This window comes from Pukyongia salina (assembly GCF_002966125.1).
GTDB classification, from domain to species: domain Bacteria; phylum Bacteroidota; class Bacteroidia; order Flavobacteriales; family Flavobacteriaceae; genus Pukyongia; species Pukyongia salina.
On the sequence record NZ_CP027062.1, the window covers coordinates 2,967,999 to 2,992,336 of the forward strand.

Consider the following 24,338-nt stretch of genomic DNA (forward strand, 5'->3'; position numbering starts at 1 on the left):
TAATGGTTTCACCTAACTTAGTGCATAGAAATATTGATCAAACCGGCCATTCCTTCGAACGAAAAAGAACGTTTAGAAGCCCTGCGAAGTTACAATATCCTTTACTCCAAAAAGGAGGAAGAATATGACCAGATAACAGAGTTGGTAGCTCATATCACCGATATGCCCGTTTCTCTGATCTCCCTTGTAGACCAAGATGAAGTTTGGTTTAAATCGGCTCACGGTCTTGATATAACCTCCAGTAGCCGTGACGTGTCCTTTTGCAGTTACGCACTTGGTGTAGAGGAAAATTTCCTTATTCTCGAAAACTTAAAAGAGCATCCCGACTTTTACGAACATCCATATGTGATAGCAAAAAAGAATCCCATTCATTTCTATGCAGGTTTCTGCCTTTTAGATTCTAATGGATATGCGCTGGGTACCCTCTGTGTGATCGACCATAAGCCAAATCAAATTTCAGAAAAACAAATAACAGCCCTAAAAGTTCTAGCTAAACAAGTGGTAATGCTTATCGAGTTGAATAAGCGAAATAGAGAACTGCATGCCATTCAAAAAGAATTAAAGGAAAAGAATGACGACCTCAAGGATTTTGCCGGAAGAGTTTCTCACGACATGAAGATGCCCCTGGCAAATATGATCATAACGGCAGACATCCTGAAGGCCAAATTTGACGATCAGATAGATCCGGAGGCTATGAAATACCTTGATTATTTGAAGGATTCTGCTTTTTCATTAAGCGATTATATCGCCGGGATGTTAAGCCATTACGAAAGTGATAGTATTGCCGAACAAAACGAAGAGGAATTCGATCTAAACCATCTGCTGGAAGAGATCGTGGAATTGCTTAACATTGATAATCAATGCGATATCAATTTCCCCGAGATAAGCTTCGAACTGAGTTGCAACCGAGCCGCCCTGGAGCAGATCTTCCTCAACCTGATCGGGAACAGCCTTAAATACAACGATAAAGAGACTATTGTAATAAATATCGACTGCGAAAAAGAGAATGGCTGCTATCATTTCACTATTACAGATAATGGGATAGGAATCCCGGCAGACAAAATGGACAGCATATTCCAACTGTTTTCTACCGTTGGAAACCTGGACAGGCAGGGGAGAAAAGGAAATGGGATTGGCTTATCCACGGTAAAGAAATTGGTGGAAAAGCTAGGCGGAACCATAAGCGTGGAATCTCAATTAGGGGAAGGAACCAGTTTTCATTTTTCTATAAAAGGAAATTAGCATCATCTTAACAGGGGGTATATACCCGATTATTCAATGCATTTTATATCTTTGACAAATATTTATCGGAATGCAGTTTAAACACCCCGAAGTACTTTACGCACTCTTCTTACTGCTCATCCCTATTTTCATTCATTTATTTCAATTAAGACGCTTTCAGAAGGTGGACTTCACTAATGTTGCATTTCTGAAAAAAGTTACCATTCAAACCAGAAAGAGCTCCCAGTTAAAAAAATGGCTTACCCTCCTGCTCCGTTTACTGGCATTGGCCTTTATTATACTGGCATTTGCTCAACCTTTTACTGCTTCAGTAAATGCCCTAAACACCGAAAAGGAAACCGTGCTCTACATCGATAATTCCTTTAGCATGCAGGCAAAAGGTGCCAATGGGCCCCTACTCCAACGGGCGTTACAACAATTATACGAACAATCCAGGACAGACTCGAGAATAAGCTGGTTCACAAATACAGATACATACAGAGATGTTAGCTCACAGGATTTTAAAGGTGAGATCCTTTCGGTTTCCTATACGCCCAACCAGCTTAGTCCGGAAGAGGTATTGCTAAAAGCCGGACAACTGTTCTCAAATTCTCAAACTGCCGAAAAGCGACTGCTTTATATCTCGGATCTGCAATTTAAAGGCACACTCCCGGAGATCCAGGAAGACATAACTCTGGAAATTGTTCAGCCAAAACCAGTTTCTATACAAAATGTGGCCATAGACACGGCCTATGTGGCATCCAAGAATGCAACCACAACTAAGTTGAATGTCCGCCTAAGTGGTGTGGGTGAGATCGCTACCGCTGTACCGGTTTCTTTATATAACAACGGAACCCTTATAGCCAAGATCGCCGCCAACCTGTCTGAGTCGAAAAGTACCACAATAAGTTTCGATATTGAGAACCCTTCAGGATTTAAAGGAAAACTTGAGATAAACGATCCTAATCTACAATACGACAACAGTCTGTACTTTACAATAAATAACCCTAAAAAGATAAAAGTCCTCTCGATAAACGAGGTAAATTCAGATTTCCTAACTCGCTTGTTCGAGCAACCGGAATTCGATTATACGAGACAGCAGGCCAACAATCTTAATTACAATATGATCCCCGATCAGGATTTTGTGATCCTGAATGAAATTAAAAGCATCCCTCCTTCCCTCGCAAACGCGCTTACCTCATTCTTGGATGGGGGTGGTAGTTTGATGATAATCCCTTCAATAGATGCAGATATCAATAGTTATAATAATCTGTTACAAAGTGTAGGGATGGGTGGTTTTTCTGAACTTGCCGTTCAGGAAAAGAATATCTCCCAGATCGTATTTGCACATCCATTATACGCCTCGGTATTCGAGAAACAGGTGGTTAATTTCCAGTATCCGAAGGTAAACGCCTACTTCATAACTGCGAGTAAAGCGACATCGGCTCTAAAGTTTGAAGACGGGAAACCGTTTATCCTTCAAAATGAAAAGGTCTATCTAAGTACTGCTCCCATCAATACCGGGAACTCAAATTTTCAAAGCTCACCTCTTATCGTTCCAACATTCTATAATATGGCCCTTCAAAGTTTACCTCTGGCCAATCTATATTACGAAAACACCAAACAGAATACCTTTGCAATACCCATAAGATTGACCCAGGATGAGATCCTGCAGATAAAGGATAGTATCTCCAGTTTCATCCCCCTACAACAAACCAAGGCGAACCAGGTGCTCATCACCACCCTGGATGAACCGCGGAATTCGGGTAACTACGAGGTTGTTAAGGATGAAGAGACAATAGAAGGAATAAGCTTTAATTACGATCGCAGTGAGAGTAGGTTACAATACCTCCAGGCCGATGATTGGGAAAATGCCCGAACCTATAACAGCGTGGAATCTATGTTCGACTCCATTGCTGATGAGAACGCCATAAACAGCTTTTGGAAATGGTTTGTTATTTTTGCAGTAGTTTTCCTTGTCCTGGAATTGCTGGTGCTGAAATTCTTTAAAAATTAATTATGAGTTTACTTTTACTTAAATCTGCTACCATCATCGATGCCACGGGCAAACATCATCTCAAAAAAAGAGATGTACTCATCGAAAAGGGTGTAATAAAGAAAATAGCAACCTCGCTTCAGGAGAAAGGTGCCCGGGAAATAGAATTGCCCAATCTGCATATTTCCAGAGGTTGGTTCGATTCTTCGGTATCCTTTGGAGAACCGGGCTATGAGGAAAGGGAAAATATCTCAAACGGACTCCGTACTGCAGCCTTCAGCGGTTTTACCCAGGTTGCCGTTAATCCTAACACCAATCCGGTAACCGATACAAAAGCAGGGGTGCAGTTCCTTAAAGCCAAAGCGGAGGGCAATCCTGTTAGCCTGTTTCCAGTTGGCGCACTCACGGTTCGAGGTGAAGGAAAAGATCTGGCCGAACTCTACGATATGTACAACGAAGGGGCTGTAGCATTTGGCGACTATAAAAACCCTGTTAAAAATCCCAATTTGCTTAAGATAGCGCTGCAATATTGCCAGAATTTCAACGCCCTGGTACAATCCATGCCCTACGAACCCCAGGTAGCAACCAAAGGTGTAATGAACGAAGAACTAAACAGCACCAGACTTGGATTAAAAGGAATCCCGGCCCTGGCAGAAGAATTGCAGATCACAAGAGATCTCTACCTGCTCGAGTATACAGGTGGAAAGTTACACATTCCTACCATCTCGACTAAAACCGGGGTGGAACTCATCCGGAACGCAAAAAAGAAAGGCCTTAATGTAAGTTGCAGCGTGGCTGTGGCCAACTTAATGCTTACCGACGATGAACTTGAAGAATTCGATACTAATTACAAGCTTTTACCTCCTTTACGCGCAGAGGCAGACAGGAAAGCCCTGATAAAAGGCCTTAAGGATGGAACTATTGATGGCGTAACATCGGATCACGACCCGATAGATATCGAGAATAAGAAAACCGAATTCGATCACGCCATGTTTGGAAGTATAGGCCTGGAAAGTAGTTTTGGAGCTTTAAACGCGGTTTTAGGTACCGAGCTGGCCGTGCAGGCCCTCACCTCCTTAAAGGAGCGATTTGGCGTACCAAGCGCCGCATTGGAGGAAGGATCGACGGCGAATATCACTCTCTTCGATCCGGAACCCGACTACGCATTCTCTGAAAAGGATATTAGATCCACTTCCATGAATTCAGCTATGCTGGGAAAAAAATTAAAAGGAAGAGCTTACGGGATCTATTCGAACAAGAAACTGGTACTAAATAAGTAGCATGACACCCCAGGGGAAATCGAAAGCCATAATAGCCTACATTACAGTTGTTGGATTATTGATCGCAATATCCATGAATAAGGACGAGCCGCATGAATTTGCCACCTGGCATATAAAAAACATGTTCGGACTTACCTTGATGTTTTTCGTTTCTGTGGTAATGTCTTACCAGGAGTATCTTCTCTTAATTGGTAGCATCTTCTTCTACGGCAGTGCCCTATTCTGGTTGTTCTCATTTATCATGGCCCTGGCGAACCGAAAAGCGGGGATTCCCTTTCTAAGTAATAAATTCGGCCAATGGTTCACATTTTTAAATTAGGATACCCTATATTTAAGGTATAAATCACTAACCCTTAAATTTTTAATTATGTCTGAAACGTCCTCAGGTGATGGCAAAACCATCGCAATTATTTCGTATGTAACCCTTATTGGGTGGATTATAGCACTACTCATGCACAATAATGATAAGACCGACTTCGGTGCTTTTCATATCAGGCAGTCATTAGGAATTATTTGCGTGGCAGTAGCACTCGGGATCTTAAATGCGGTTGTTGGTATTGCTATATTAGCCTGGATCATCCAAATCGCACTCCTTGTATTCTGGATCCTGGGCATCTTAAGTGCCATCCAGGGAGAGAAGAAACCCGTGCCATTGTTAGGAGAACAATTTCAGCAATGGTTTAAAGGAATTGGATAATTGAGAATCGTATTTTTAGAACAGCCGCAGTTTTGTAACTTGCGGCTTTCTTTTTTATTATGGTAAAACAACAGCTTTCTTTAGAGTATGTATACAGGCCTTCATCAAACGCTGAAGGCAACCCCCCGGCTATCGTCATGCTGCACGGTTTTGGCAGTGATGAGAATGATCTTTTTTCTTTTTCTTCTGAATTACCTTCGGAATACGCCATCATCTCCCTGCGCGCTCCCCTGCAAATGCAACCGTTTGGAAATGCCTGGTACACGATTTATTTTGATGCTAACAACGATAAATTTAGTGATGATGAACAGGCTGTAGAATCCAGGGAACTGGTTGTAAAATGTTTGGATGAGATCATCTCGGCCTATAAGGTGGATCCCAAACGCATTACATTGTTAGGCTTCAGTCAGGGCACCATCCTAAGTTTTGCTGTAGCATTAAGTTATCCGGAAAAAGTAGCAAATGTGATCGGGCTTAGCGGTTACGTGAACGAGGCAATTTTAAAAGAAGGCTACGAAAGCAACAACTTCAAAGGGTTAAATATTTATACCTCCCACGGAAGTGTAGACCAGGTTATTCCGGTAGAATGGGCCCGCAGGTCGAAACCATTCTTCGAAAAACTGAATATCCCTTGTAGCTATAGTGAGTTTCCTGTAGGGCACGGGGTAGCTCCGCAAAATTTCTACGAATTCAAGGAGTGGCTCAGCAATAGATGATCAATTAGGATATAATGTGCTGCCAATTGGGGTAAGAATAAGCTGTTCCTTATCATCAAAGAAATAATCGATAAGCACCTCTCCCCAGTAGGTACCATCGGTAAAATCGGCCAGGATCCAGCGGTGGTTTAAAAAGCGTACCTTATTAATTCGCATTTTACCGTCCTGACTCTCAACAGGAACTAGCGCATTTTGCCCATCCCCAAAATTAGATTCGTAAATGGCCTCGGTTACCAGGCTCTGTGCCTCTTCGGCTTCCATGCCCAGGTTCTCAATATAGGTCATCGCATTTTCATTCCCGAGCAAGGTGAAATAGTCCAGCTCCGAAATCCTGTCGTTAAGCACTTCATTGATAGAATCCTTTTTGGCCACTTGATTGGTAAGGGAATTAATTTTCTTCTCCTGGGATTCGAATATCGTTTTCTCGTTCATGTACTGAAACAAGATGAACAAGACGGCGAAAAAGAAGAGGTACATAAAAATTCTTTTCTTCATATTAACTTTTTAAGTCGTTGACGATTACAGTTATTATATTTCAATTTTTAGTCCGTCGTAAGCCAAAAACACATTCTCGGGAAGTGTTGGCTCCACTTCGGCATGAAAACCCATTAAATGACTAATATGGGTAAAATAGGTTTTTTCCGGCTTCACTTTATCTACTAACGCAAGTGCTTCCGAAATATTTAAGTGTGAAACATGTGGTTTATATCTCAGGGCATTTAGCACGAGTACTTTACTGCCTTTTATTTTCTCTATTTCTTCTTCTGAAATAGTTTTAACATCGGTGAGGTAGGTGAAATCGCCTATTCGAAAACCCAACACCGACAGCTCTGCGTGCCACACCTCTACTGGAACTACCTTTTGTCCTCCTAATTCGAAAGTACTGTGTTTATCAATTTCTATCTCTTCAATGGTGGGCGCTCCGGGATATTTGTTTTCAGTCTCAAAAATGTATGCAAAACGCTCATGGAGTGCCTCAAATACTCGCTTCAATCCATAGAATGGTACATTTCCCTGCCTGAAATAAAAGGGACGGATATCATCGATGCCCGCAGTATGGTCGCTGTGTTCATGAGTTAGCAGAACCCCGTTAATGGCGGTAACCTCTTCCCTGAGCATCTGTTGCCTGAAATCGGGTCCGCAATCTATCACATATCGATATTGATCCCACTCTACCATGGCCGAAACTCTAAGCCTCTTATCTCTAGGGTCGGTACTTTTACACACCGGGTGATCACTTCCTATAACGGGAATGCCCTGAGATGTTCCGGTACCTAAGAAGGTGATTTTCATAGAATAATTATGGGTTGTGTGGTGTGAAATTGGTATTTCGGTTAAATATCAGCGCATTTTCATAAAAATGCTTACTTTAAAAAACTGATATTTATCAAAACCTGTTGACAAATTTAATTCTAAATTAGCACACGATATCAAATTTTAGTAAAATATGACCATCGGTATTCTAAAAGAAACGCAAAAGGGAGAAACACGCGTTGCTATTTCCCCTAATATTGCGAAACAACTCATCGAAAAGGACTTCAAAGTTATCGTAGAAGAGGATGCCGGTACTACATCTTCCTTTAAGGATTCGGATTATTCTAAAGTAGGCGCCCAGATAGAAAAACGGGGCGTTGTCTTTAAGGATTCGGATCTGTTATTAAAGATCAACCCCTTCGACCAGGAGGACCTTAAACTAGTGGACAAGAGACATATATTAATGAGTCAGCTTTTCCACAAATCGAATCCCGAACTAATGAAAGCCATTGCTGCTACCGGCGCAACGGCTTTTTCTTTAGATGCCATGCCAAGGATCTCAAGGGCTCAGGATATGGATGTGCTTAGCTCGCAAAGTAATTTGGCAGGATATAAGGCGGTTATTCGAGGGGCTTATGAAATGACGAAGATATTTCCATTGATGATGACCGCAGCAGGGACCATAACACCTGCCAGGGTCCTGGTCTATGGTGTTGGGGTTGCCGGATTACAGGCCATAGCCACGGCAAAACGTCTGGGAGCGATCGTGGAAGCCACCGACATTCGACCCGAAACCAAGGAACAAACAGAATCCCTGGGAGCTAAGTTCATTGAGGTAGAAGGTAATGGAGATGAAGAAGCGAGTGTGTATGCGAAGGTCGCTTCCGAAGAATACATGAAAAAACAAAAAGAGGCAGTGAACAAGTCACTTTTTCAGGCAGACCTGGTAATTACTACAGCAATGGTACCGGGAAGGAAATCGCCCGTTCTCATAACCAAAGAACAGGTAGGGCAAATGAAGAACGGTGCTGTGATCATCGATCTGGCAGCCGCACAGGGTGGTAATTGTGCCCTCAGTAAGATGAATAAGATCGTTGTAAAGAATGGCGTAAAGATCATTGGAACGACCATTTCTCCTGAAAGCGTATCCACAAACGCCAGTGAGCTCTTTGGAAAGAATATGTATAATTTTATAATGCATCTTACCGAAAATGCGGCATTCAAGTGGGATCTGGAAGAAGAGATCACCGATGCCACACTAATTATTCAAAATGGAACGATCCGTAAAAACGGTGTAACAACATAAGCTATGACCGAACTGATAGATTTTATATCCAATAACTTCCAGATGATCTATATCGTCATCCTGATGATCTTTGTTGGCGTTGAAGTAATTGGCCATGTACCGGCCGTTTTGCATACCCCCCTGATGTCTGGGGCCAACGCTATCCATGGAGTTGTGATCATTGGAGCCATCCTGGTCATGCTGGGAGCAGATCCCGATAACACACTAGCCCTGGCGTTGGGCTTTGTGGCTGTACTTTTAGGAACATTGAATGTGGTTGGGGGTTTTGTAGTAACAGACCGCATGCTGGAAATGTTTAAAAAGAAAAAGTAATGGAGTACGTACTTTCCCTGGAAATAATCTATTTGATCGCCTCTGTAACCTACATCCTGGGATTAAAGATGCTAGGACATCCCGAGACCGCAAGACGCGGAAACCTTATTGCCGCTACCGGAATGACTTTAGCCATCCTTGGAACCATTTTCTTATATGAAGGTGAGGTTCCGGGCTTTATATATATTCTAATTGCCATTGCGATAGTCCTGGGTACAGTGCTTGGCTGGTTGAAAGCGAAAAGAGTGCAGATGACCAAAATGCCTGAGCTAGTTTCACTTTTTAATGGGATGGGTGGTGCCAGTGCAGCCCTCATAGGGCTCATAGAATTTGGACATTATCAAGGCAATACCCTGTCTATGATCACTATTCTGGGTGGGATCATAATAGGAAGTATATCGTTTAGCGGAAGTATGATCGCCTGGGGTAAATTAAATGGTACCTTTAAAAAACCGCTTCGATTACCCAAATACAACCTGCTGAATAATCTTATCTTCTTGGGGATAATAGCCTTTGCCGGCTATATGGTCTGGTCGCAAAGCGGTAGCCAGTTATTCCTCTATATCCTATTCTTCGGTGCCTTGGCTTACGGCGTTCTGTTCGTGCTACCTATTGGAGGGGCCGATATGCCTGTGGTTATATCACTACTGAATTCGTTCACCGGCCTCGCGGCCGCTTTAGGAGGTTTCTTGTATGGAAATATGGTAATGCTTACCGGTGGTATTCTGGTAGGATCGGCGGGGACCATCCTTACTTTTGCCATGTGTAATGCCATGAATAGATCCCTTGTTAATGTGATCTTTGGTGGATTTGGAGATACAGACAGCGGGGGCGAATCGGGCACCGGATCTAAAATGCAGGGAGACATCAAAAAAACAACTATCAGTGATGTAGCAATCCTGATGAATTACTCAAAAAAGGTAATAATCGTCCCCGGCTATGGCCTGGCGGTAGCTCAGGCGCAACACGCGATTCACGAACTGGAACAATTGCTGGAGAGCAAAGGAGTAGAAGTGAAATACGCTATTCATCCGGTGGCAGGCAGGATGCCCGGACATATGAATGTTCTTTTGGCTGAAACGAATGTTGAATACAACAAGTTAGCCGAAATGGAAGATGTGAATCCCGAATTCCAGAATACCGATGTGGTTTTTGTGGTGGGTGCGAATGACGTGGTAAACCCGGCTGCTCATAACGATAAGTCCAGTCCTATTTACGGAATGCCGATCCTGGATGTTGAAAACGCAAAGCAGATCATCGTGAACAAACGATCCATGAAGCCCGGATATGCCGGTATTGAAAATGAATTATTCTATAACCAAAAGACCTCTATGCTCTTTGGAGATGCCAAGGGAGTGATACAGAAACTGATTGGTGAATTGAAGGGAATGTAAGCTTATTTGAGTATTAAATGAAGCTGATAGCCATTTTCGTTAAAGATAATGGCTTTTTCGTTTAATTAACGATATATTCTTTCTGGTAAATCACTATTTTAATACCTTTGCGAGAGGACAATAACTCCGTTTCTTGGCTATGGAAATTATCTTAAAAGGAGATAAAGAATTTGATAACATCCCTTCTATAAAACAGAAGGCATTACGGATCAATCTCAATGAACACATCTACGGTACGTTTGCCGAGATAGGGGCAGGACAGGAGACCGTTCGTAATTTCTTCCGTGCCGGTGGTGCCTCCGGAACTATTGCTAAAACCATGTCTGCATACGATAAGGATTTCAGCGATGCTATTTATGGCCACGAGAAAGATGGCCGTTATGTTACCGAAGCACGCCTGAAACGTATGCTTACCCACGAGATCGATCTAATCGAAGATCGGATCAGCCGCATTAAGCATCCGGATAAAATGTTCTTTACCTACGCAAACACTGTGGCAACTATCGATTTTGCGAAGCGGTACAAGGGACATGGATGGGTTGGAATCCGATATCAGATCGAGCCGTATCAAAAATACAACGATATAATCCTGCATGTTAGATTCAAGGAGAATGACGCTAGATTACAGCAGGAAACACTGGGAATATTAGGAACCAATCTTATCTATGGTGCCTATTACAAGTATAACGAACCCAAGAAATTACTACGTTATCTTTACGACCACCTGCACCAGGATCAGCTGGAAATAGACACCATCAACTTCTCGGGCCCGCTATTTGAAGAAGTGGATAACAGGCTTATGAGTTTGCAATTGGTGAAAAACGGGATGACAGACGCGGTTATGTTCTCTCCGGAAGGGAAGAATATCCTACCCGCCAAGGTGCTATACAAGAAGAATATCCTCGCATTGCGCGGAAGTTTCAGGCCTGTGACCAATGTGAACATGGATATGTACGAACGATCCCTGGAAATGTTCATACAGGAGACTCGTGTAAATCCGGATCAGACGCAGGTGATCTTCGAGATCACGCTGTCTAACCTTCGTGCTGAAGGAGAGATAGATGAGCAGGATTTCATGGATAGGGCGGAATTACTTTGTTCGCTTGGACAAACGGTACTCATCTCAAATTTCAAGGAGTATTATAAGCTTGTGGAATATTTCTCACAGTATTCTAAAAACAGGATGGGTCTTGCCATGGGTGTAAATAACCTCATCGAGATCTTCGATGAGAAATATTATCGTCACCTAAGTGGAGGAATACTCGAAGCCTTCGGAAAGTTGTTCTTTAAGGATCTGCGAGTATACTTATATCCTATGCAGAATGAAGATGGAACGATCACCAATAGTGAAAACCTGAAAGTGCACCCTCGTATGAAGGAACTTTACAAGTTCTTTAAATACAATGGTAAGGTGGTGGATATTACAAATTTCAATAAGAATGTCCTTAACATTTTCTCCCGTACCGTACTAAGGATGATCGCGAACGATGAAGCTGGCTGGGACGAGATGTTACCTAAAGGGATCGCTCAGATCATTAAGAAACAAAAGTTGTTCGGCTATAAACCCAAACAACTGGTAGAGAAGAACGAATAACTAAAAAGCGACCTTTCCGGTCGCTTTTTTTATGGTTCTAATATCTGCGCTGCGTGTGCTTTGGTCTTTACCTTATCGATCACCCGCTCCACTACACCATCCTCATTGATAAGAAAGGTTTTACGATGTATCCCATCATATTCCCTACCCATGAATTTCTTTGGGCCCCAAACACCAAAAGCGTTAATCACTTCTTTGTTGGTATCGGCCAGTAAAGGGAAAGGAAATTTGAATTTATTTCTGAAATTGCTTTGTTTTTTTTCGGTGTCGGCACTTACTCCCAGTAATTCGTACCCTTCGGCCTGTAACTCGGCATAATGATCCCTTAAGTTACACGCCTCCAGCGTACATCCGGGTGTACTGGCTGCCGGGTAGAAGAACACCACTAATTTCTTTCCCTTGTAATCTGATAATGAGATGGGATTTCCATCTTGATCGTTCACTGTAAAATTTGGAACTTTGTCCCCTGCTTTTAATGTTTGCATAGCTTATTTTTGCGTAAAATTAGTTAAAATGAAGAAGCAGGAAAAGGTACAATTTGTTATTGATACGTTAAATACAATTTATCCCGAAATTCCCATTCCATTAGATCATAAAGATCCTTACACTTTATTGATAGCAGTCCTTCTCTCTGCACAGAGCACAGATGTTCGCGTGAACCAAATTACCCCTTTGCTCTTCCAAGTAGCCGATAACCCCTCCGATATGGTAAAACTATCGGTAGAAGAGATCCGAGAGATCATCAAACCGGTAGGGCTCTCCCCTATGAAATCCAAGGGAATTCACGGACTTTCAGAAATACTGATCGAAAAACATGGTGGCAAGGTGCCGGCGAGTTTCGAAGACCTGGAAGCTTTGCCTGCCGTAGGACATAAAACAGCAAGTGTGGTGATGAGTCAGGCCTTCAATATACCTGCTTTTCCGGTAGATACTCATATCCACAGGCTAATGTATCGCTGGGGTTTTTCTAATGGGAAAAATGTAGTTCAGACAGAGAAAGATGCCAAAAGGCTATTTCCAAAGGACCTTTGGAACAAATTACATTTACAGATCATATGGTATGGCAGGGAATATTCGCCGGCAAGAGGATGGGATCTGGAAAAGGATATCATTACGAGAACTATAGGAAGGAAAAGCGTGATCGAGGAGTATTTCAGAAAAAACAAAAAGACAAAAAAAACCCTGAAACGTTGATTTCAGGGTTTTTCCAAAGTTTAGTTTAGAAGTGCTTCAAACTTCATTTTATTATAATCTATAACACTTAAAGCCTTCGAATAGTCAAGGAGAAATTTAATCGTTTCTTCCTTCGGAACGTTATTTTTATTCACGCGTTCCGAGCGTGAAGTTTCAGAGTACATTTTTTGCATAGAACGTTATTTTGAGGTTATTCTTTCCTAATAACGAACCTATTTTCAGTTTATTGTATTAATTGGTTAAGATAATATTGTGTTTATTGATCACCTTTCTCAAATTGATAAGCGCATAACGCATTCGGCCCAGTGCTGTATTAATACTAACCCCGGTTTGCTCACTAATTTCCTTGAAGCTCATATCCTTGTAAATTCGCATTACAAGTACCTGCTTCTGGTCTTCAGGCAGCTCTTCGATCAGTCTCCTAACATCGCTTTCTACCTGTCCTTTGATCATTCTTTTCTCAATGTTCAGGTTTCCATCGCTCAGTACCGAAAATATATTGAAATCGTTGTTATTCTCAAATTTCGGCATTCGGTTATTTTTTCTGAAGTGATCTATCACAAGATTGTGTGCGATCCTCATTACCCACGGCAAAAACTTTCCTTCTTCATTATAGGCACCTCGTTTCAGGGTGTTGATCACCTTGATAAAAGTATCCTGAAAAATATCTTCCGCTACGTCTCGGTCGTATACTTTAGAATAAATAAAACTGAAAATTCTTTGCTTGTGTCGCGTAATAAGATCGCAAAGGGCAGATTCATTGCCATTCATATATGCGCTAACTAGAAACGCATCGGTGGGTGTGCTTTGCTTCATATCAATACTTTTTAAAATAAACAACTATGAATTTTTGGTTGTCTAGTCGCTATGTTTATTTATTGAAAGTAGTAATATGCTATAGGCAATGAGTTTTTTGGTGTTTTGTGAGTGGTAAATATAACAACAAAGAATTATGAAATGCAAAAAAAAGTGAGTATTTTCCTGATTAACCTACCAATTCACATGGTTAATAACCACATCAAGCCCTGTAAAAGCTTATTTTCCTTACAAAATGTTAAATATTTAGTGGACTGGATAATAGTTCGCAAAAAGCCAGGGGAATACTCTAAAATTCATTGCTGAATAGTATCTTTGCAAAATTCAGTAAATCGTAGCCATTTTGAACACTCAAACCCTTAGCGCCAAAGAAAATATCCTAATCCAGGGCGCAAAGCTGCACAATCTTAAGAACATTTCGGTGGCCATCCCACGAAATAAACTTGTGGTTATTACAGGCTTATCTGGGAGTGGAAAGTCCAGTCTTGCCTTCGATACGCTCTATGCAGAGGGTCAGAGACGCTATGTGGAAAGCCTATCGTCTTATGCACGACAGTTCTTAGGCCGCCTGAATAAACCCAAAGTAGATGCTATTAAAGGCATTGCACCCGCAATTGCTATAGAACAAAAGGTAAATGCAACAAACCCTCGTTCTACGGTGGGTACTTCTACAGAGATCTACGATTACCTGAAATTACTTTACACGCGTATTGGCCGTACTTATTCGCCGGTTTCCGGAGAAGAGGTAAAAAAAGACTCGGTAAGCGATGTTATAAATTATATCAAATCCTTTCCGGAGGGTAAAAAATTATTGCTGCTTTCCCCTATTCTCCTTGAGGAGGGACGAAGCATGGAGAACAAGCTTCAGGCATTGGCACAACAGGGATATGCCCGGGTGAAATTTGACGATACCGTTGTAAGAATAGACGAATTAAAAGGGTCGCTTCCGAAGAAATTATTTTTAGTGGTAGACCGGGTGATCACCCAGGATGATGAAGATTTTTATAATCGTCTGGCTGATGCCGCCGAAGTTGCCTTCTTTGAAGGTAAAGGTGAATTGATCGTTGAGAACCTGGAAGATGGGTCTTCTAAAGCTTTTAATAATCGTTTCGAAGCCGACGGGATCACCTTTATGGAGCCCAATGTGCATCTGTTCAGTTTTAACAATCCGTACGGTGCCTGCCCAAAATGTGAAGGCTATGGCGATGTTATTGGTATCGATGAGGATCTCGTTATCCCAAATACAGCCTTATCTGTATACGATAACGCTATCTTCCCCTGGAGAGGTGAAAGTATGAGCTGGTATCGCGATCAATTGGTGAATAACGCTTATAAATTCGACTTCCCCATTCACAAGCCGTGGTTTCAGTTAACCGAGGCCCAAAAACAGCTTGTATGGGATGGGAATGAATTTTTTGAAGGCCTGCACGATTTTTTCAGTTTTCTGGAATCGAAAAGCTATAAGATCCAGAACCGAGTGATGTTATCCCGCTACAGAGGAAAGACAAAATGCAGTACGTGTAATGGAAAGCGCCTGCGCCCCGAGGCCACCTATGTAAAGATAAACGGAGTTTCAATACAGGAATTAGTAGAGTTGCCTTTGCACAAGGTTGCGAAATTCTTCGATGAGATCGAGTTGAACGCATACGACCAAAAGGTCGCCAAAAGATTATTGTTAGAGATAAGAAACCGACTTTCATTTCTTATGGATGTTGGACTTAGCTACTTAACCCTTAACCGGAAATCGAATACGCTTTCAGGTGGGGAATCCCAGCGAATTAATTTAGCCACTTCGCTGGGTAGTAGCTTGGTAGGCTCTATGTACATCCTGGATGAGCCAAGTATTGGGCTTCATCCCAAAGACACAGAACGGCTCATTGGAGTGTTGCAGTCGCTTCGCGATCTTGGTAATACAGTGATCGTTGTTGAGCATGATGAGGATATCATGAAAGCAGCCGACGCCATCATCGATATTGGCCCTGAGGCCGGAACGCATGGTGGTGAGATAGTCGCAGAAGGAAGCTATAACGACATCCTGATAGCCGATTCGCTAACCGCTAAATACCTCAATGGCACCCTGGAGATCGAGGTTCCGGTAAAAAGACGTAGCTGGAAGAATAGTATAAAACTTCTGGGAGCAAGACACAATAATCTTCAGAATATTGACGCCGAGTTCCCTCTAGGCGTATTTACGGCAGTGACAGGAGTTTCCGGAAGCGGAAAGAGTACCCTGGTTAAAAAGATCCTCTACCCTGCCCTGTTGAGGGAAATTGGTGGATATGGAGAAAAACCCGGGCAGTTTACCGGTCTCGAGGGAAATTATAGTAGTATAAAGAGCATAGAGTTCATCGATCAGAACCCAATTGGTAGATCGAGCAGATCAAACCCGGTGACCTATATCAAGGCCTATGACGACATCCGAAATCTATTTGCAGATCAGAAACTATCGGATATTCGAGGATATAAGGCGAAACATTTCAGCTTTAATGTAGATGGAGGACGTTGTGAAACCTGTAAGGGGGAAGGAGAAGTGACCATCGAGATGCAGTTTATGGCCGATGTTCACCTTGAATGTGAAACCTGTGGTGGAAAACGTTTTAAAAAGGAGATCCTGGAAGTAACCTTCGACGATAAGAATATAAACGACATACTCACACTCACGGTAGATGAGGCCATCGACTTCTTCAAAGAATCCGGGATAGGAAAAATAGTGAACAAGTTACAGCCGTTACAAGATGTTGGGCTGGGTTATGTACAATTAGGTCAAAGCTCCTCCACCCTATCCGGCGGAGAAGCGCAACGTATTAAACTCGCTTCTTTCCTGGTAAAAGGTACCTCCAAAGACAAAGCGCTGTTTATTTTTGATGAACCCACTACCGGACTCCATTTCCATGACATCAAAAAACTCCTTGCATCGTTTTATGCGTTGCTGGACCGCGGGCATACAGTAATCGTTGTGGAACACAATATCGACCTTATTAAATGTGCAGATCATATTATCGACCTGGGCCCTGAAGGAGGAGAAAAAGGTGGCCGTGTGGTAGCAACCGGCACTCCTGAAACCGTTGCCGGCATTTCTGAATCGTTTACAGGCGAATATCTGAAAGATAAGATCTAAGCCGTTTCAGCAAAGTTTTTTTAGTACATTGAAGTGAATTTGGGATCCATGGCGAAGAATTTTGATCCCGAGATCATTGTTTTGTGGTACTCAAAATTTTCTGCTATGAAAAAGTTGCTGTTTCTTATTTCGTTATGTTTTCTGAATCTTTCTTTTGCACAACCCTTTCTCCCAATGCTGGATAATGATCATCGCTGGAGTGTTGATGTTGTGTATTGTCCTTTTGGAGGTCCTCCCCCTTTCTCGTTCACCACCACTTATCAGCTTTCCATAATTGGTGAAGGAATTGTAAATGGCAAGACCTATAAGATAATTGAAAGCACTCCCGGTATTATAACGGGATGTTTGGTAAGGGAAGAAAATGGCATCGTGTATAAGTACAATCCTACTATTAACGACGAGGAGGTATTATATGACTTTAATTTGGAAGTAGGAGATACTTTTACAATGTTGGACAGCCCCAGTTGTACACTGGGTGACTCCACTCCGGGTCTGGGAGCCCAATTAACAGTTACGAATACATTTTCCAACATGATTGCTGGAGAACTTCGAAAAGTAATCGAGTTTTCAACTGCTCCTTATGGAGAAGAATACTGGATCGAAGGGATTGGGTCAATCACGGGATTCGAACCTTATGTAGAGGTATTGGATAGTACGTGTTGGTCCAAATTGGCGTGTTTTACGATCGATGGGACCATATATTATTTCAACAATGCCACGGCTTGCGACAACACCACACTTAACTTACCGGAATATCTACGGGATGATATTGTACTTGCACCAAATCCGGTGACAGACGTCTCTATTCTTCAACTGCCTTCGGAATTAAATATAGACACCATTCGTATTCTTGATATCACCGGTAAGGTTATTTCCGAAGCAACAATAACCAAAAACTACATGACTATCAGCGCAATGGACTATGCCGCCGGTGTTTATTTCTATCAGGCACTAAGTGAAGATAATGTGATCAAGACCGAACGATTTGTTATAAGATAGTTGTCTGTTGTCCGTTGTCTGTTGTCCGTTGTCTGTTGTCTGTTGTCTGTTGTCATTCCGAACTTGATTCGGAATCTTGAACATGCATTAGATGCTAAATCAAGCCCGCCATGACCTTCGGGCAGGTTGAGCATGAAAAATGAATGACTTCCACAATCTGAAAATCTAATAACCTACTAATCTTATAACCTAAGAACCTCATAATCATCTATTTAAAATTTTGGCACGGCTATTGGTTTTTTATAACCGAATAGCGCAGGTAGGCATCGCTGATTTTGCCTCATAACCCAAAATACATTGATTATGAAAAAAAGTATTTTAACCGTAGTACTATTCCTGATAGGAATGACTACACAGACTTTTTCACAACAGAACAAAAATGTAGCTTATAATCCGGGTACATACGATCGCTATTACAATTCGCATGAAATTCGTTTTGTAGAAAATGGTGTACTCTATTTGGTAGCTACCAACGGAACTTTCCATTTCCGTGAATTACACGACCCATATGGGTACCGAAATGGACGACGTAACTACAAGACGGTGTACTACAATTCGGTGCCGGGACAGGTAACCTACGCGAACTCTCGCAGAGGGTATAACAACCTGATAAGAACAGACAGATTTGGACGAATACGTAGTATTGGCCCAACGCAGATCACCTATAAACGAAATGGAAAGGTAAGATCCATAGGATGTGTTACTATGACCTACCACAGGGGATTACTTACTTCGGTTGGTAACCTTGAGATTCATTATAACCGTAGAGGAAAGATTAGAAAGACCACTGGTCACGTAAATAAGTACAATAGAAAATATTGGCACGACTCTTGGTATAGGAATAATAACGATTGGGATGATGATGACTGGGACGATGATTGGGGCCACGATCGAGTAAGAAAAAAGAAAAAAGATTAATACATAGTTTTTTGGTTGGTTAGTTTTTAAATCCGTCGGATACTCTCAAGTTCCGGCGGATTTTATTTTTAGTCCAGTAGCGTTTAGGTCATGTTCCATTAAGGATTGCGTAAAATTCCTCTCACTACTCACTTTTCATAACCTACATATCACAATTCCAAAAAAACAAATTATGATCAATATTCAATATTTAAATCATTGGACATTGGAATTTATTTGAGATTTGGTGCTTCTTATTTGATATTTCAATTTCTATCCCCGCTTTTTTTCGTTTAAATAGAATTTCTTCTCACCATTCACTTCTCATCACTGTTAATCAGGCTTTTACAATTTTGGCACGGTCTGTGTATTTAAGAGAAATGTATTGCTGACCAAACCAAAAGTTAAGCAAGTACAATTTAAAACCCAGAATTATGAAAAAGTTAGTAACCCTAGTATTTGGAATCCTCCTAACGAGCTTTGCCGCTCAGGCTGCTTCCAGTGAAGCAAGTGCTCCATCCTATTATGAATATGATGGTAATGCCTATATCTTCATTGAAGGTGCCGTTGAGTTTTCGGTATTCCCTGATGGTCAGTTCGACTTTGTTTACCTCGGTAGAGATAGCAGAGGAAATGTAAATGTGAACATCAGTACCAACAATGTAAACCTTAATTTTAACTCGGGTTACAACTACGATCCTTACGTACAGTACGACGACTACGGAGCTGTGATCCAGATCGAAGATATCCCTATCTATTACGACAACTACGGCCGTATTATCCAGGCAGGGAACACAGAGATCCGTTATAACGACAGGCGTATCGTGCGCGTGGGAGGCCTGCGGGTATTCTACGACTATTACGGAGGATTCTCCTACTGTACCGGGTATATTAACCTTTGGACGCCAAGATATATTTACAGACCATGGCATGTTTGGTATGTGAGACCACTATATACAAGTTGTATCGTATATGACTACCCTTACCGTCGTTACTACACACCGCACCGTTATGCCTACAACTATCACAGACAATATTACAGAAGTAGAAAAGCGTATAACAATGGTAGACGTAACTTTTACAGACCGGGTAGCAGACATCACTATAAAAACGGACGCACGGCTGTAAACAAGGATTACAATCCAAATCGCCGTAATACTATGGTTTCTCAAAACTCTGGAAGACGAAATAGCGTGGCCGAGCGTGGCGATGTACGAAACAGGAATAACAGCCTGGACAGAAAGACATCCACGAACAGGATCAACGGGAATTCGGGCAGAGAGATCGCTAAGAATAACAAACGCGGTGGAACCGATAGCAATAGAGCTATTAACCGTAGCGGTAATAAGAATAGAAGTAACAGCATTAATTCTAACAAACGGAATAATGTGAAACGTGGCGATGTAAATAGATCCAACAGAAGCGAAAGCGCTGTGAACAGGAATAAAAAGGCTACCGTTTCAAGAGGAAATGCAAAACAAAGACCATCGGCGAATACAAACCGGAATACGGTAAAACGCAAATCGTCTGTAGACAGAAGTAAATCAACACGAAACAAAAGTGTTGTCTCTAACAGAAGTACAAGGCCTCAAACCAAGAGTCGTTCAGTGAACAACTCGAGCAGGCCTAAGGCGAACAGAAGCTCCTCAGTGAACAGGTCTAAAGCCTCTTCCAGCAGAAGTTCCGGGTCCAGCCGCAGTGCGAACAGAAGTCGCCGCGGAAACTAAAGATTTTTTTGGTTGGTTAGTTTGAAACTCTCGCAAGGCAGTGTGCCGGGCGGGAGTTTCGCATTTAGGGTTTGAGTATGATCTCGCTTAGGGATCGGGTGAGTTCGCGCCTGCTAAACCTCTCTATCCCTTCCGGCTGAATTCTTAACGTTCCTTGCTGAAAGGCCTGGTAAAGCTCTAGTAGTTTTTCCTTCAATTCCTTTTTTTGCGCGGGATTTAAAAATGATCCTGCCCCGGTGTCGTCCAGTATCTTTGCGATATCGCTTCCTTCAGGACCTATGGCCAAAATTGGACGTCCAGCGGCCAGATACTCGAACAATTTCCCGGGAATGATCGCACGGGTTTCTGGCTTGTCCATTTCCAAAAGCACTAAAACCTGAGCATTATGCTGCAACTGCCGCGCTTCTTTGTGAGGCACATAACCCTCTGTTCGGAAATGCTTATTCAGACCAAATTCTTCTAAACTCCTCAAAACTTCATCACTTACCACACCCACCAATTTTATTAGCAGGTCGTCATTAAAGTTTTTATTCTCCCCACATAGTTCACTTAGTACCTGCCATAAGGACACAGGATTACGTTCACTGAGGAGCGAACCTATATGAGCCAAAGAGAATTTACGATCCGGTATTGGCGTGATCTCTTCGGTAACTTCGTATCCGTTGGTGATCACACTAATGGGTTGATCTGTTTTTTCTGAAAACTCCTTCTTAGTGGTCACACTGGTAACCACAATATGGTCCGCCTTTCGTAAAACTTCCAGCTCGAGCTTTTTATGTTTTTCTTCTGAACTTTTCGTAAGACGCAACGACTTATGATAGTGTATGGTCGTCCAGGGGTCGCGAAAATCTGCGATCCACCGGATACCCGAAATTTCTTTCAGCTGAAGGCCAATTAGATGCAAACTGTGTGGTGGCCCTGTGGTGATTATGGTGTCGAAACTATGCTCCTTTAAATAATCCTTCAGAAATATTACAGAAGGCTTTACCCACCCTACCCTGGCATCGGGGATGAAATAATTCCCCCGGATGTACAACATCAGTTTTTCTAGCATTCCCGGCGACTTTTCGGAAATGATCCCACTGCTTATCCGCTTGGTTTTCTTTTTCGAAAACATGCCCGCTAAACGATATGGTTCTTTTACAGGTTGTTTTATCACCTCAACACCTGTAGGGATCTGTTGCAACAGATCTTCATCGCGGATTGGATAATGGGGGTTTTGGGGAGCATATACCACCGGCTCCACATCGAATTCACCCAGGTATTTAACGAAATTCAACCAGCGCTGAACTCCGGGTCCGCCGGCAGGCGGCCAGTAATATGTTATAATGAGGGCTCGTTTCACTTTTGGTTATTCTTCGGCAACCTTACTTTCCTGTCTGCGCTTATACCATAATCCGCCAAACAGAACCACCAGTAATATTACAAAACTAACCAGGGCTATGGTCCCGCCGGTCTTGATCACTGTGGGTTCGAACTTAAATTCTATTTTATGATTTCCTGCCGGGACAGGCATGGCACGCAATACATAGTTTGCACGGATATACTCTGCCGGTTGCCCATCAATGTAGGCATTCCACCCTTTGGGGTAATACACCTCCGAGAAGACCGCCAGTTGCGGTGAAGTAGAGGAACTCTCATACACCAGGTGATTAGGCTTATATTGGGTAAGGTCTATGGTTGCTGTAGAATCCCGCACTATATTTTCAAGAGGTAATTTATCCTGAAATTCTTTATGAACCACGACCGTTCGTTTAGTGTCCAGGCTATCGAGTAACAGTAATTCCTCATTGGCATTTTCGGCTAGAAGTATATTTTCTACAAACCACGCGTTCCCGTTCGCAAAAGGGTTCCGCTGAGCTACAGGACCACCGTTGGGACTCTGTCCAATAATGTAACGTACGTTCATCATATTGAGGATCCCTATATCGCCTTCAGCTAAATAAAAATCATCCAGATCCTGTACCCTTCCCGGTTTAGCGGCGTGATATCCGCCCAGGGCATTATGGAAATAGCTGGCCCTTCCACTGCTGAATGGATTGGTGGTGATATCGTACACCCTAAAATATCCGTCATCTTCAAGGATCTGTAAATCTGCCGGACTCTTCTGAAACGGCTGGTCCATAATTCGGGCGTTCACAAAATCATCGTTATTTACATATCGCCAGTCTACCCCAACCAGATCAACCACGATCAATAGGGCTAATAAGGCGATCACCGTGTTTTGTTTGAGCTTATCTTTCAGAAAAAACCATAATACCGCAGCTGCCAGTAATACAAAGGCCAGGGATCGAATGGTATCGGTAATAAAAAGGGATGCCCGGTCCTCGCGAATGGCTTCTACCAGGGGCGTTCCCAATTGATCTCGTAGTTCCTGATCGTACGGACTCGCGAAATCTAGTCCGGGAATCGCCGATTTGAACAGGAGGAAAACCACCGCCAGTCCGCCAACGATCCCCGTTGCCCACAATAGTGCTTTTTTTCGCTTTTCGGGACTTACAAAATCGTTGAAGTACTGATGGAGTCCTACAATGGCCAATATGGGGATAACCAACTCGATAATAACTTGTATGGACGATACCGCCCTGAATTTATCATAGAGGGGTATATAATCGATAAAGAATTGAGTTAGGAAATGAAAATTCTTACCCCATGATAGTAATAGGCTGAGAATAAAAGCCGATAGGATCCACCATTTTAACCTGCCTTTCACCAGAAATAATGCCAGGACGGCAAGAAAGATCATGATCGCACCAATATAGGCTGGCGCAGCTACTATGGGCTGATCTCCCCAATACACAGGTAGTTGTTTAAGGATCTCCCTCGCTTCTTGGGGCGAGGCCCCCAATTTCATCAATTCGTCCAGAGTTTCCCCGTTGTCGGGTAGCGGTTCACTACTGCCACCCCCCATGAATCTGGGGATAAATAAATTAAAGGTTTCTAACCTACCGTAGCTATATTCGGTAATATACTCGTAGCTCAAACCATCTCCACTTTTCTTTTCGCTGCCATCGGGTGAAATGGTGAGTTCGCTTTTTCCACGGGTAGACGTATCTGCATATTCTTTGGTGGCCAGTATATTGGTGGCATTTAATCCCAGGGCAATAAAAACCCCAAGTAGCATGATGGCTACCGATTTAAAAAAATGTGGAAGCAGTTTTTTTCTATAGGCATCGATAAGATAAGCCACTCCTAAGCATAGCACCAGCAGCATGAGGTAGTAGGTCATCTGAAAGTGGTTGGCAACCAGTTCCAGGGCCAGGGCCACGGTAGTGAGTAAAAAACCCCAAAGGTATTTACCCCGAAAGGTGAGGATAATTCCGCTTAGAACTAACGGCATATAAGCAATTGCATGTGCCTTGGCATTATGTCCTACCCCAAGAATTATAATAAGATAGGTGGAAAATCCGAAGGCCAGGGCTCCCAGGAAAGCCAGCCTGTAATCTACTTTCAGCACCAGAAATAGTATGTAAATGGAAATAAAATATAGGAATAGATAATCTGCCGGGCGAGGTAAGAATCTCAAGGTAAGATCGAGTTTCTTTATGTAGTTATAGGGATATTTAGCGCCAAGCTGGTAGGTAGGCATACCACCAAAGGCAGAATTGGTCCAGTAGGTTTCCTCCCCTGTGGCTTCGCGAAAATCGTTTTGTTGCTTGGCCATCCCGGTGTATTGTACAATATCGCTCTGATAGATCTTCTTACCCTGAAGTACCGGATTAAAATAGGCCAGTGAGGCCACAAGAAAAAGAACTAATACGATAAGATGGGGTAGAAAACCCTTTAATTGTTGCATAAAACAGGAGTATGTTAAGAA

Annotated in this window: 21 protein-coding genes; 15 read left to right on the forward strand and 6 right to left on the reverse strand. The window is 42.5% G+C overall.

Features of this window, described 5'->3' with window-relative positions; genetic code table 11:
- Positions 1-33 precede the first annotated feature (33 nt).
- The 6 genes from C5O00_RS13370 to C5O00_RS13395 all read left to right on the forward strand — a co-directional run bounded on the left by C5O00_RS13370 (position 34) and on the right by C5O00_RS13395 (position 5,910).
- On the forward strand, positions 34-1,242 hold the full coding sequence (locus C5O00_RS13370) for a sensor histidine kinase (protein ID WP_105217331.1): 1,209 nt from the start codon (positions 34-36) through the stop codon (positions 1,240-1,242).
- A 70-nt stretch (positions 1,243-1,312) separates the two neighbouring features.
- Complete coding sequence (locus C5O00_RS13375) at positions 1,313-3,238, forward strand: BatA domain-containing protein (RefSeq protein WP_105217332.1); 1,926 nt, start codon at positions 1,313-1,315, stop codon at positions 3,236-3,238.
- Between the two features lie 2 nt (positions 3,239-3,240).
- Complete coding sequence (locus C5O00_RS13380) at positions 3,241-4,497, forward strand: dihydroorotase (RefSeq protein ID WP_105217333.1); 1,257 nt, start codon at positions 3,241-3,243, stop codon at positions 4,495-4,497.
- 1 nt (position 4,498) lies between these two features.
- The gene (locus C5O00_RS13385) at positions 4,499-4,816 is read left to right on the forward strand and encodes a hypothetical protein (RefSeq protein WP_105217334.1); all 318 of its coding nucleotides are present in this window, start codon (positions 4,499-4,501) and stop codon (positions 4,814-4,816) included.
- 48 nt (positions 4,817-4,864) lie between these two features.
- Positions 4,865-5,194 carry a DUF4870 domain-containing protein gene (locus C5O00_RS13390; protein WP_105217335.1) on the forward strand — a complete coding sequence of 110 codons (330 nt, stop codon included), beginning with the start codon at positions 4,865-4,867 and terminating at the stop codon, positions 5,192-5,194.
- 59 nt (positions 5,195-5,253) lie between these two features.
- The gene (locus C5O00_RS13395) at positions 5,254-5,910 is read left to right on the forward strand and encodes an alpha/beta hydrolase (RefSeq protein ID WP_105217336.1); all 657 of its coding nucleotides are present in this window, start codon (positions 5,254-5,256) and stop codon (positions 5,908-5,910) included.
- On the opposite strand, the gene C5O00_RS13400 is transcribed toward C5O00_RS13395, so the two are convergent.
- Together C5O00_RS13400 and C5O00_RS13405 are read right to left on the reverse strand one after the other, a co-directional pair.
- Positions 5,911-6,405 (reverse strand): hypothetical protein, encoded by a 495-nt coding sequence (locus tag C5O00_RS13400; protein WP_158676871.1) that lies wholly within the window; start codon positions 6,403-6,405, stop codon positions 5,911-5,913. It lies immediately after the preceding gene.
- A 33-nt stretch (positions 6,406-6,438) separates the two neighbouring features.
- Complete coding sequence (locus tag C5O00_RS13405) at positions 6,439-7,203, reverse strand: MBL fold metallo-hydrolase (RefSeq protein WP_105217338.1); 765 nt, start codon at positions 7,201-7,203, stop codon at positions 6,439-6,441.
- Positions 7,204-7,357: 154 nt separating this feature from the next.
- Here C5O00_RS13405 and C5O00_RS13410 point away from each other — a divergent pair, with 154 nt between their 5' ends.
- The 4 genes from C5O00_RS13410 to C5O00_RS13425 all read left to right on the forward strand — a co-directional run bounded on the left by C5O00_RS13410 (position 7,358) and on the right by C5O00_RS13425 (position 11,770).
- Positions 7,358-8,470 (forward strand): Re/Si-specific NAD(P)(+) transhydrogenase subunit alpha, encoded by a 1,113-nt coding sequence (locus C5O00_RS13410; protein ID WP_105217339.1) that lies wholly within the window; start codon positions 7,358-7,360, stop codon positions 8,468-8,470.
- Between the two features lie 3 nt (positions 8,471-8,473).
- Positions 8,474-8,782 (forward strand): NAD(P) transhydrogenase subunit alpha part 2, encoded by a 309-nt coding sequence (locus tag C5O00_RS13415; protein ID WP_105217340.1) that lies wholly within the window; start codon positions 8,474-8,476, stop codon positions 8,780-8,782.
- Positions 8,782-10,176 carry an NAD(P)(+) transhydrogenase (Re/Si-specific) subunit beta gene (locus tag C5O00_RS13420; RefSeq protein WP_105217341.1) on the forward strand — a complete coding sequence of 465 codons (1,395 nt, stop codon included), beginning with the start codon at positions 8,782-8,784 and terminating at the stop codon, positions 10,174-10,176. The genes C5O00_RS13415 and C5O00_RS13420 overlap by 1 nt, the downstream gene beginning before the upstream one ends.
- Positions 10,177-10,315: 139 nt before the next feature.
- Positions 10,316-11,770 (forward strand): TonB-dependent receptor, encoded by a 1,455-nt coding sequence (locus C5O00_RS13425; protein ID WP_174688604.1) that lies wholly within the window; start codon positions 10,316-10,318, stop codon positions 11,768-11,770.
- A 29-nt stretch (positions 11,771-11,799) separates the two neighbouring features.
- Here C5O00_RS13425 and bcp read toward each other — a convergent pair whose 3' ends face one another.
- Positions 11,800-12,255 (reverse strand): thioredoxin-dependent thiol peroxidase, encoded by a 456-nt coding sequence (gene bcp / locus C5O00_RS13430; RefSeq protein ID WP_105217343.1) that lies wholly within the window; start codon positions 12,253-12,255, stop codon positions 11,800-11,802.
- A 28-nt stretch (positions 12,256-12,283) separates the two neighbouring features.
- Between bcp and C5O00_RS13435 the strand changes: the two genes are divergently transcribed.
- Positions 12,284-12,964 carry an endonuclease III domain-containing protein gene (locus C5O00_RS13435; RefSeq protein WP_105217344.1) on the forward strand — a complete coding sequence of 227 codons (681 nt, stop codon included), beginning with the start codon at positions 12,284-12,286 and terminating at the stop codon, positions 12,962-12,964.
- Positions 12,965-13,195: 231 nt separating this feature from the next.
- Here C5O00_RS13435 and C5O00_RS13440 read toward each other — a convergent pair whose 3' ends face one another.
- A complete protein-coding gene (locus tag C5O00_RS13440) occupies positions 13,196-13,780 on the reverse strand; it encodes an RNA polymerase sigma factor (RefSeq protein ID WP_105217345.1) in 585 nt (194 codons plus the stop codon).
- A gap of 343 nt (positions 13,781-14,123) precedes the next feature.
- Between C5O00_RS13440 and uvrA the strand changes: the two genes are divergently transcribed.
- The 4 genes from uvrA (at position 14,124) to C5O00_RS13460 (ending at position 20,521) form a co-directional block, all read left to right on the forward strand.
- Complete coding sequence (gene uvrA, locus C5O00_RS13445) at positions 14,124-16,898, forward strand: excinuclease ABC subunit UvrA (RefSeq protein WP_105217346.1); 2,775 nt, start codon at positions 14,124-14,126, stop codon at positions 16,896-16,898.
- 48 nt (positions 16,899-16,946) lie between these two features.
- Positions 16,947-17,897, forward strand: coding sequence for a T9SS type A sorting domain-containing protein (locus tag C5O00_RS13450; protein ID WP_105217347.1), 951 nt, complete (start codon positions 16,947-16,949; stop codon positions 17,895-17,897).
- Between the two features lie 303 nt (positions 17,898-18,200).
- On the forward strand, positions 18,201-18,815 hold the full coding sequence (locus C5O00_RS13455; RefSeq protein ID WP_105217348.1) for a hypothetical protein: 615 nt from the start codon (positions 18,201-18,203) through the stop codon (positions 18,813-18,815).
- Between the two features lie 413 nt (positions 18,816-19,228).
- On the forward strand, positions 19,229-20,521 hold the full coding sequence (locus tag C5O00_RS13460; protein WP_105217349.1) for a hypothetical protein: 1,293 nt from the start codon (positions 19,229-19,231) through the stop codon (positions 20,519-20,521).
- Positions 20,522-20,585: 64 nt separating this feature from the next.
- Here the strand turns inward: C5O00_RS13460 and C5O00_RS13465 are convergent, their stop codons facing one another.
- Positions 20,586-21,866, reverse strand: a complete 1,281-nt coding sequence (locus C5O00_RS13465) for a glycosyltransferase family 4 protein (protein ID WP_105217350.1) — start codon at positions 21,864-21,866, stop codon at positions 20,586-20,588.
- Between the two features lie 6 nt (positions 21,867-21,872).
- Positions 21,873-24,317: a YfhO family protein gene (locus tag C5O00_RS13470; RefSeq protein ID WP_105217351.1), complete on the reverse strand. Its 2,445-nt coding sequence runs from the start codon at positions 24,315-24,317 to the stop codon at positions 21,873-21,875.
- Positions 24,318-24,338 lie beyond the last annotated feature (21 nt).

Excerpts from the sequence above, each read along its gene's own strand:
- C5O00_RS13375 (WP_105217332.1), top strand. The coding sequence starts at position 1,313 with ATGCAGTTTAAACACCCCGAAGTACTTTACGCACTCTTCTTACTGCTC.
- C5O00_RS13380 (WP_105217333.1), top strand. The coding sequence starts at position 3,241 with ATGAGTTTACTTTTACTTAAATCTGCTACCATCATCGATGCCACGGGC.
- C5O00_RS13385 (WP_105217334.1), top strand. The coding sequence starts at position 4,499 with ATGACACCCCAGGGGAAATCGAAAGCCATAATAGCCTACATTACAGTT.
- C5O00_RS13390 (WP_105217335.1), top strand. The coding sequence starts at position 4,865 with ATGTCTGAAACGTCCTCAGGTGATGGCAAAACCATCGCAATTATTTCG.
- C5O00_RS13395 (WP_105217336.1), top strand. The coding sequence starts at position 5,254 with ATGGTAAAACAACAGCTTTCTTTAGAGTATGTATACAGGCCTTCATCA.
- C5O00_RS13400 (WP_158676871.1), bottom strand. The coding sequence starts at position 6,405 with ATGAAGAAAAGAATTTTTATGTACCTCTTCTTTTTCGCCGTCTTGTTC.
- C5O00_RS13405 (WP_105217338.1), bottom strand. The coding sequence starts at position 7,203 with ATGAAAATCACCTTCTTAGGTACCGGAACATCTCAGGGCATTCCCGTT.
- C5O00_RS13410 (WP_105217339.1), top strand. The coding sequence starts at position 7,358 with ATGACCATCGGTATTCTAAAAGAAACGCAAAAGGGAGAAACACGCGTT.
- C5O00_RS13415 (WP_105217340.1), top strand. The coding sequence starts at position 8,474 with ATGACCGAACTGATAGATTTTATATCCAATAACTTCCAGATGATCTAT.
- C5O00_RS13420 (WP_105217341.1), top strand. The coding sequence starts at position 8,782 with ATGGAGTACGTACTTTCCCTGGAAATAATCTATTTGATCGCCTCTGTA.
- C5O00_RS13425 (WP_174688604.1), top strand. The coding sequence starts at position 10,316 with ATGGAAATTATCTTAAAAGGAGATAAAGAATTTGATAACATCCCTTCT.
- bcp (WP_105217343.1), bottom strand. The coding sequence starts at position 12,255 with ATGCAAACATTAAAAGCAGGGGACAAAGTTCCAAATTTTACAGTGAAC.
- C5O00_RS13435 (WP_105217344.1), top strand. The coding sequence starts at position 12,284 with ATGAAGAAGCAGGAAAAGGTACAATTTGTTATTGATACGTTAAATACA.
- C5O00_RS13440 (WP_105217345.1), bottom strand. The coding sequence starts at position 13,780 with ATGAAGCAAAGCACACCCACCGATGCGTTTCTAGTTAGCGCATATATG.
- C5O00_RS13450 (WP_105217347.1), top strand. The coding sequence starts at position 16,947 with ATGGCGAAGAATTTTGATCCCGAGATCATTGTTTTGTGGTACTCAAAA.
- C5O00_RS13455 (WP_105217348.1), top strand. The coding sequence starts at position 18,201 with ATGAAAAAAAGTATTTTAACCGTAGTACTATTCCTGATAGGAATGACT.
- C5O00_RS13460 (WP_105217349.1), top strand. The coding sequence starts at position 19,229 with ATGAAAAAGTTAGTAACCCTAGTATTTGGAATCCTCCTAACGAGCTTT.
- C5O00_RS13470 (WP_105217351.1), bottom strand. The coding sequence starts at position 24,317 with ATGCAACAATTAAAGGGTTTTCTACCCCATCTTATCGTATTAGTTCTT.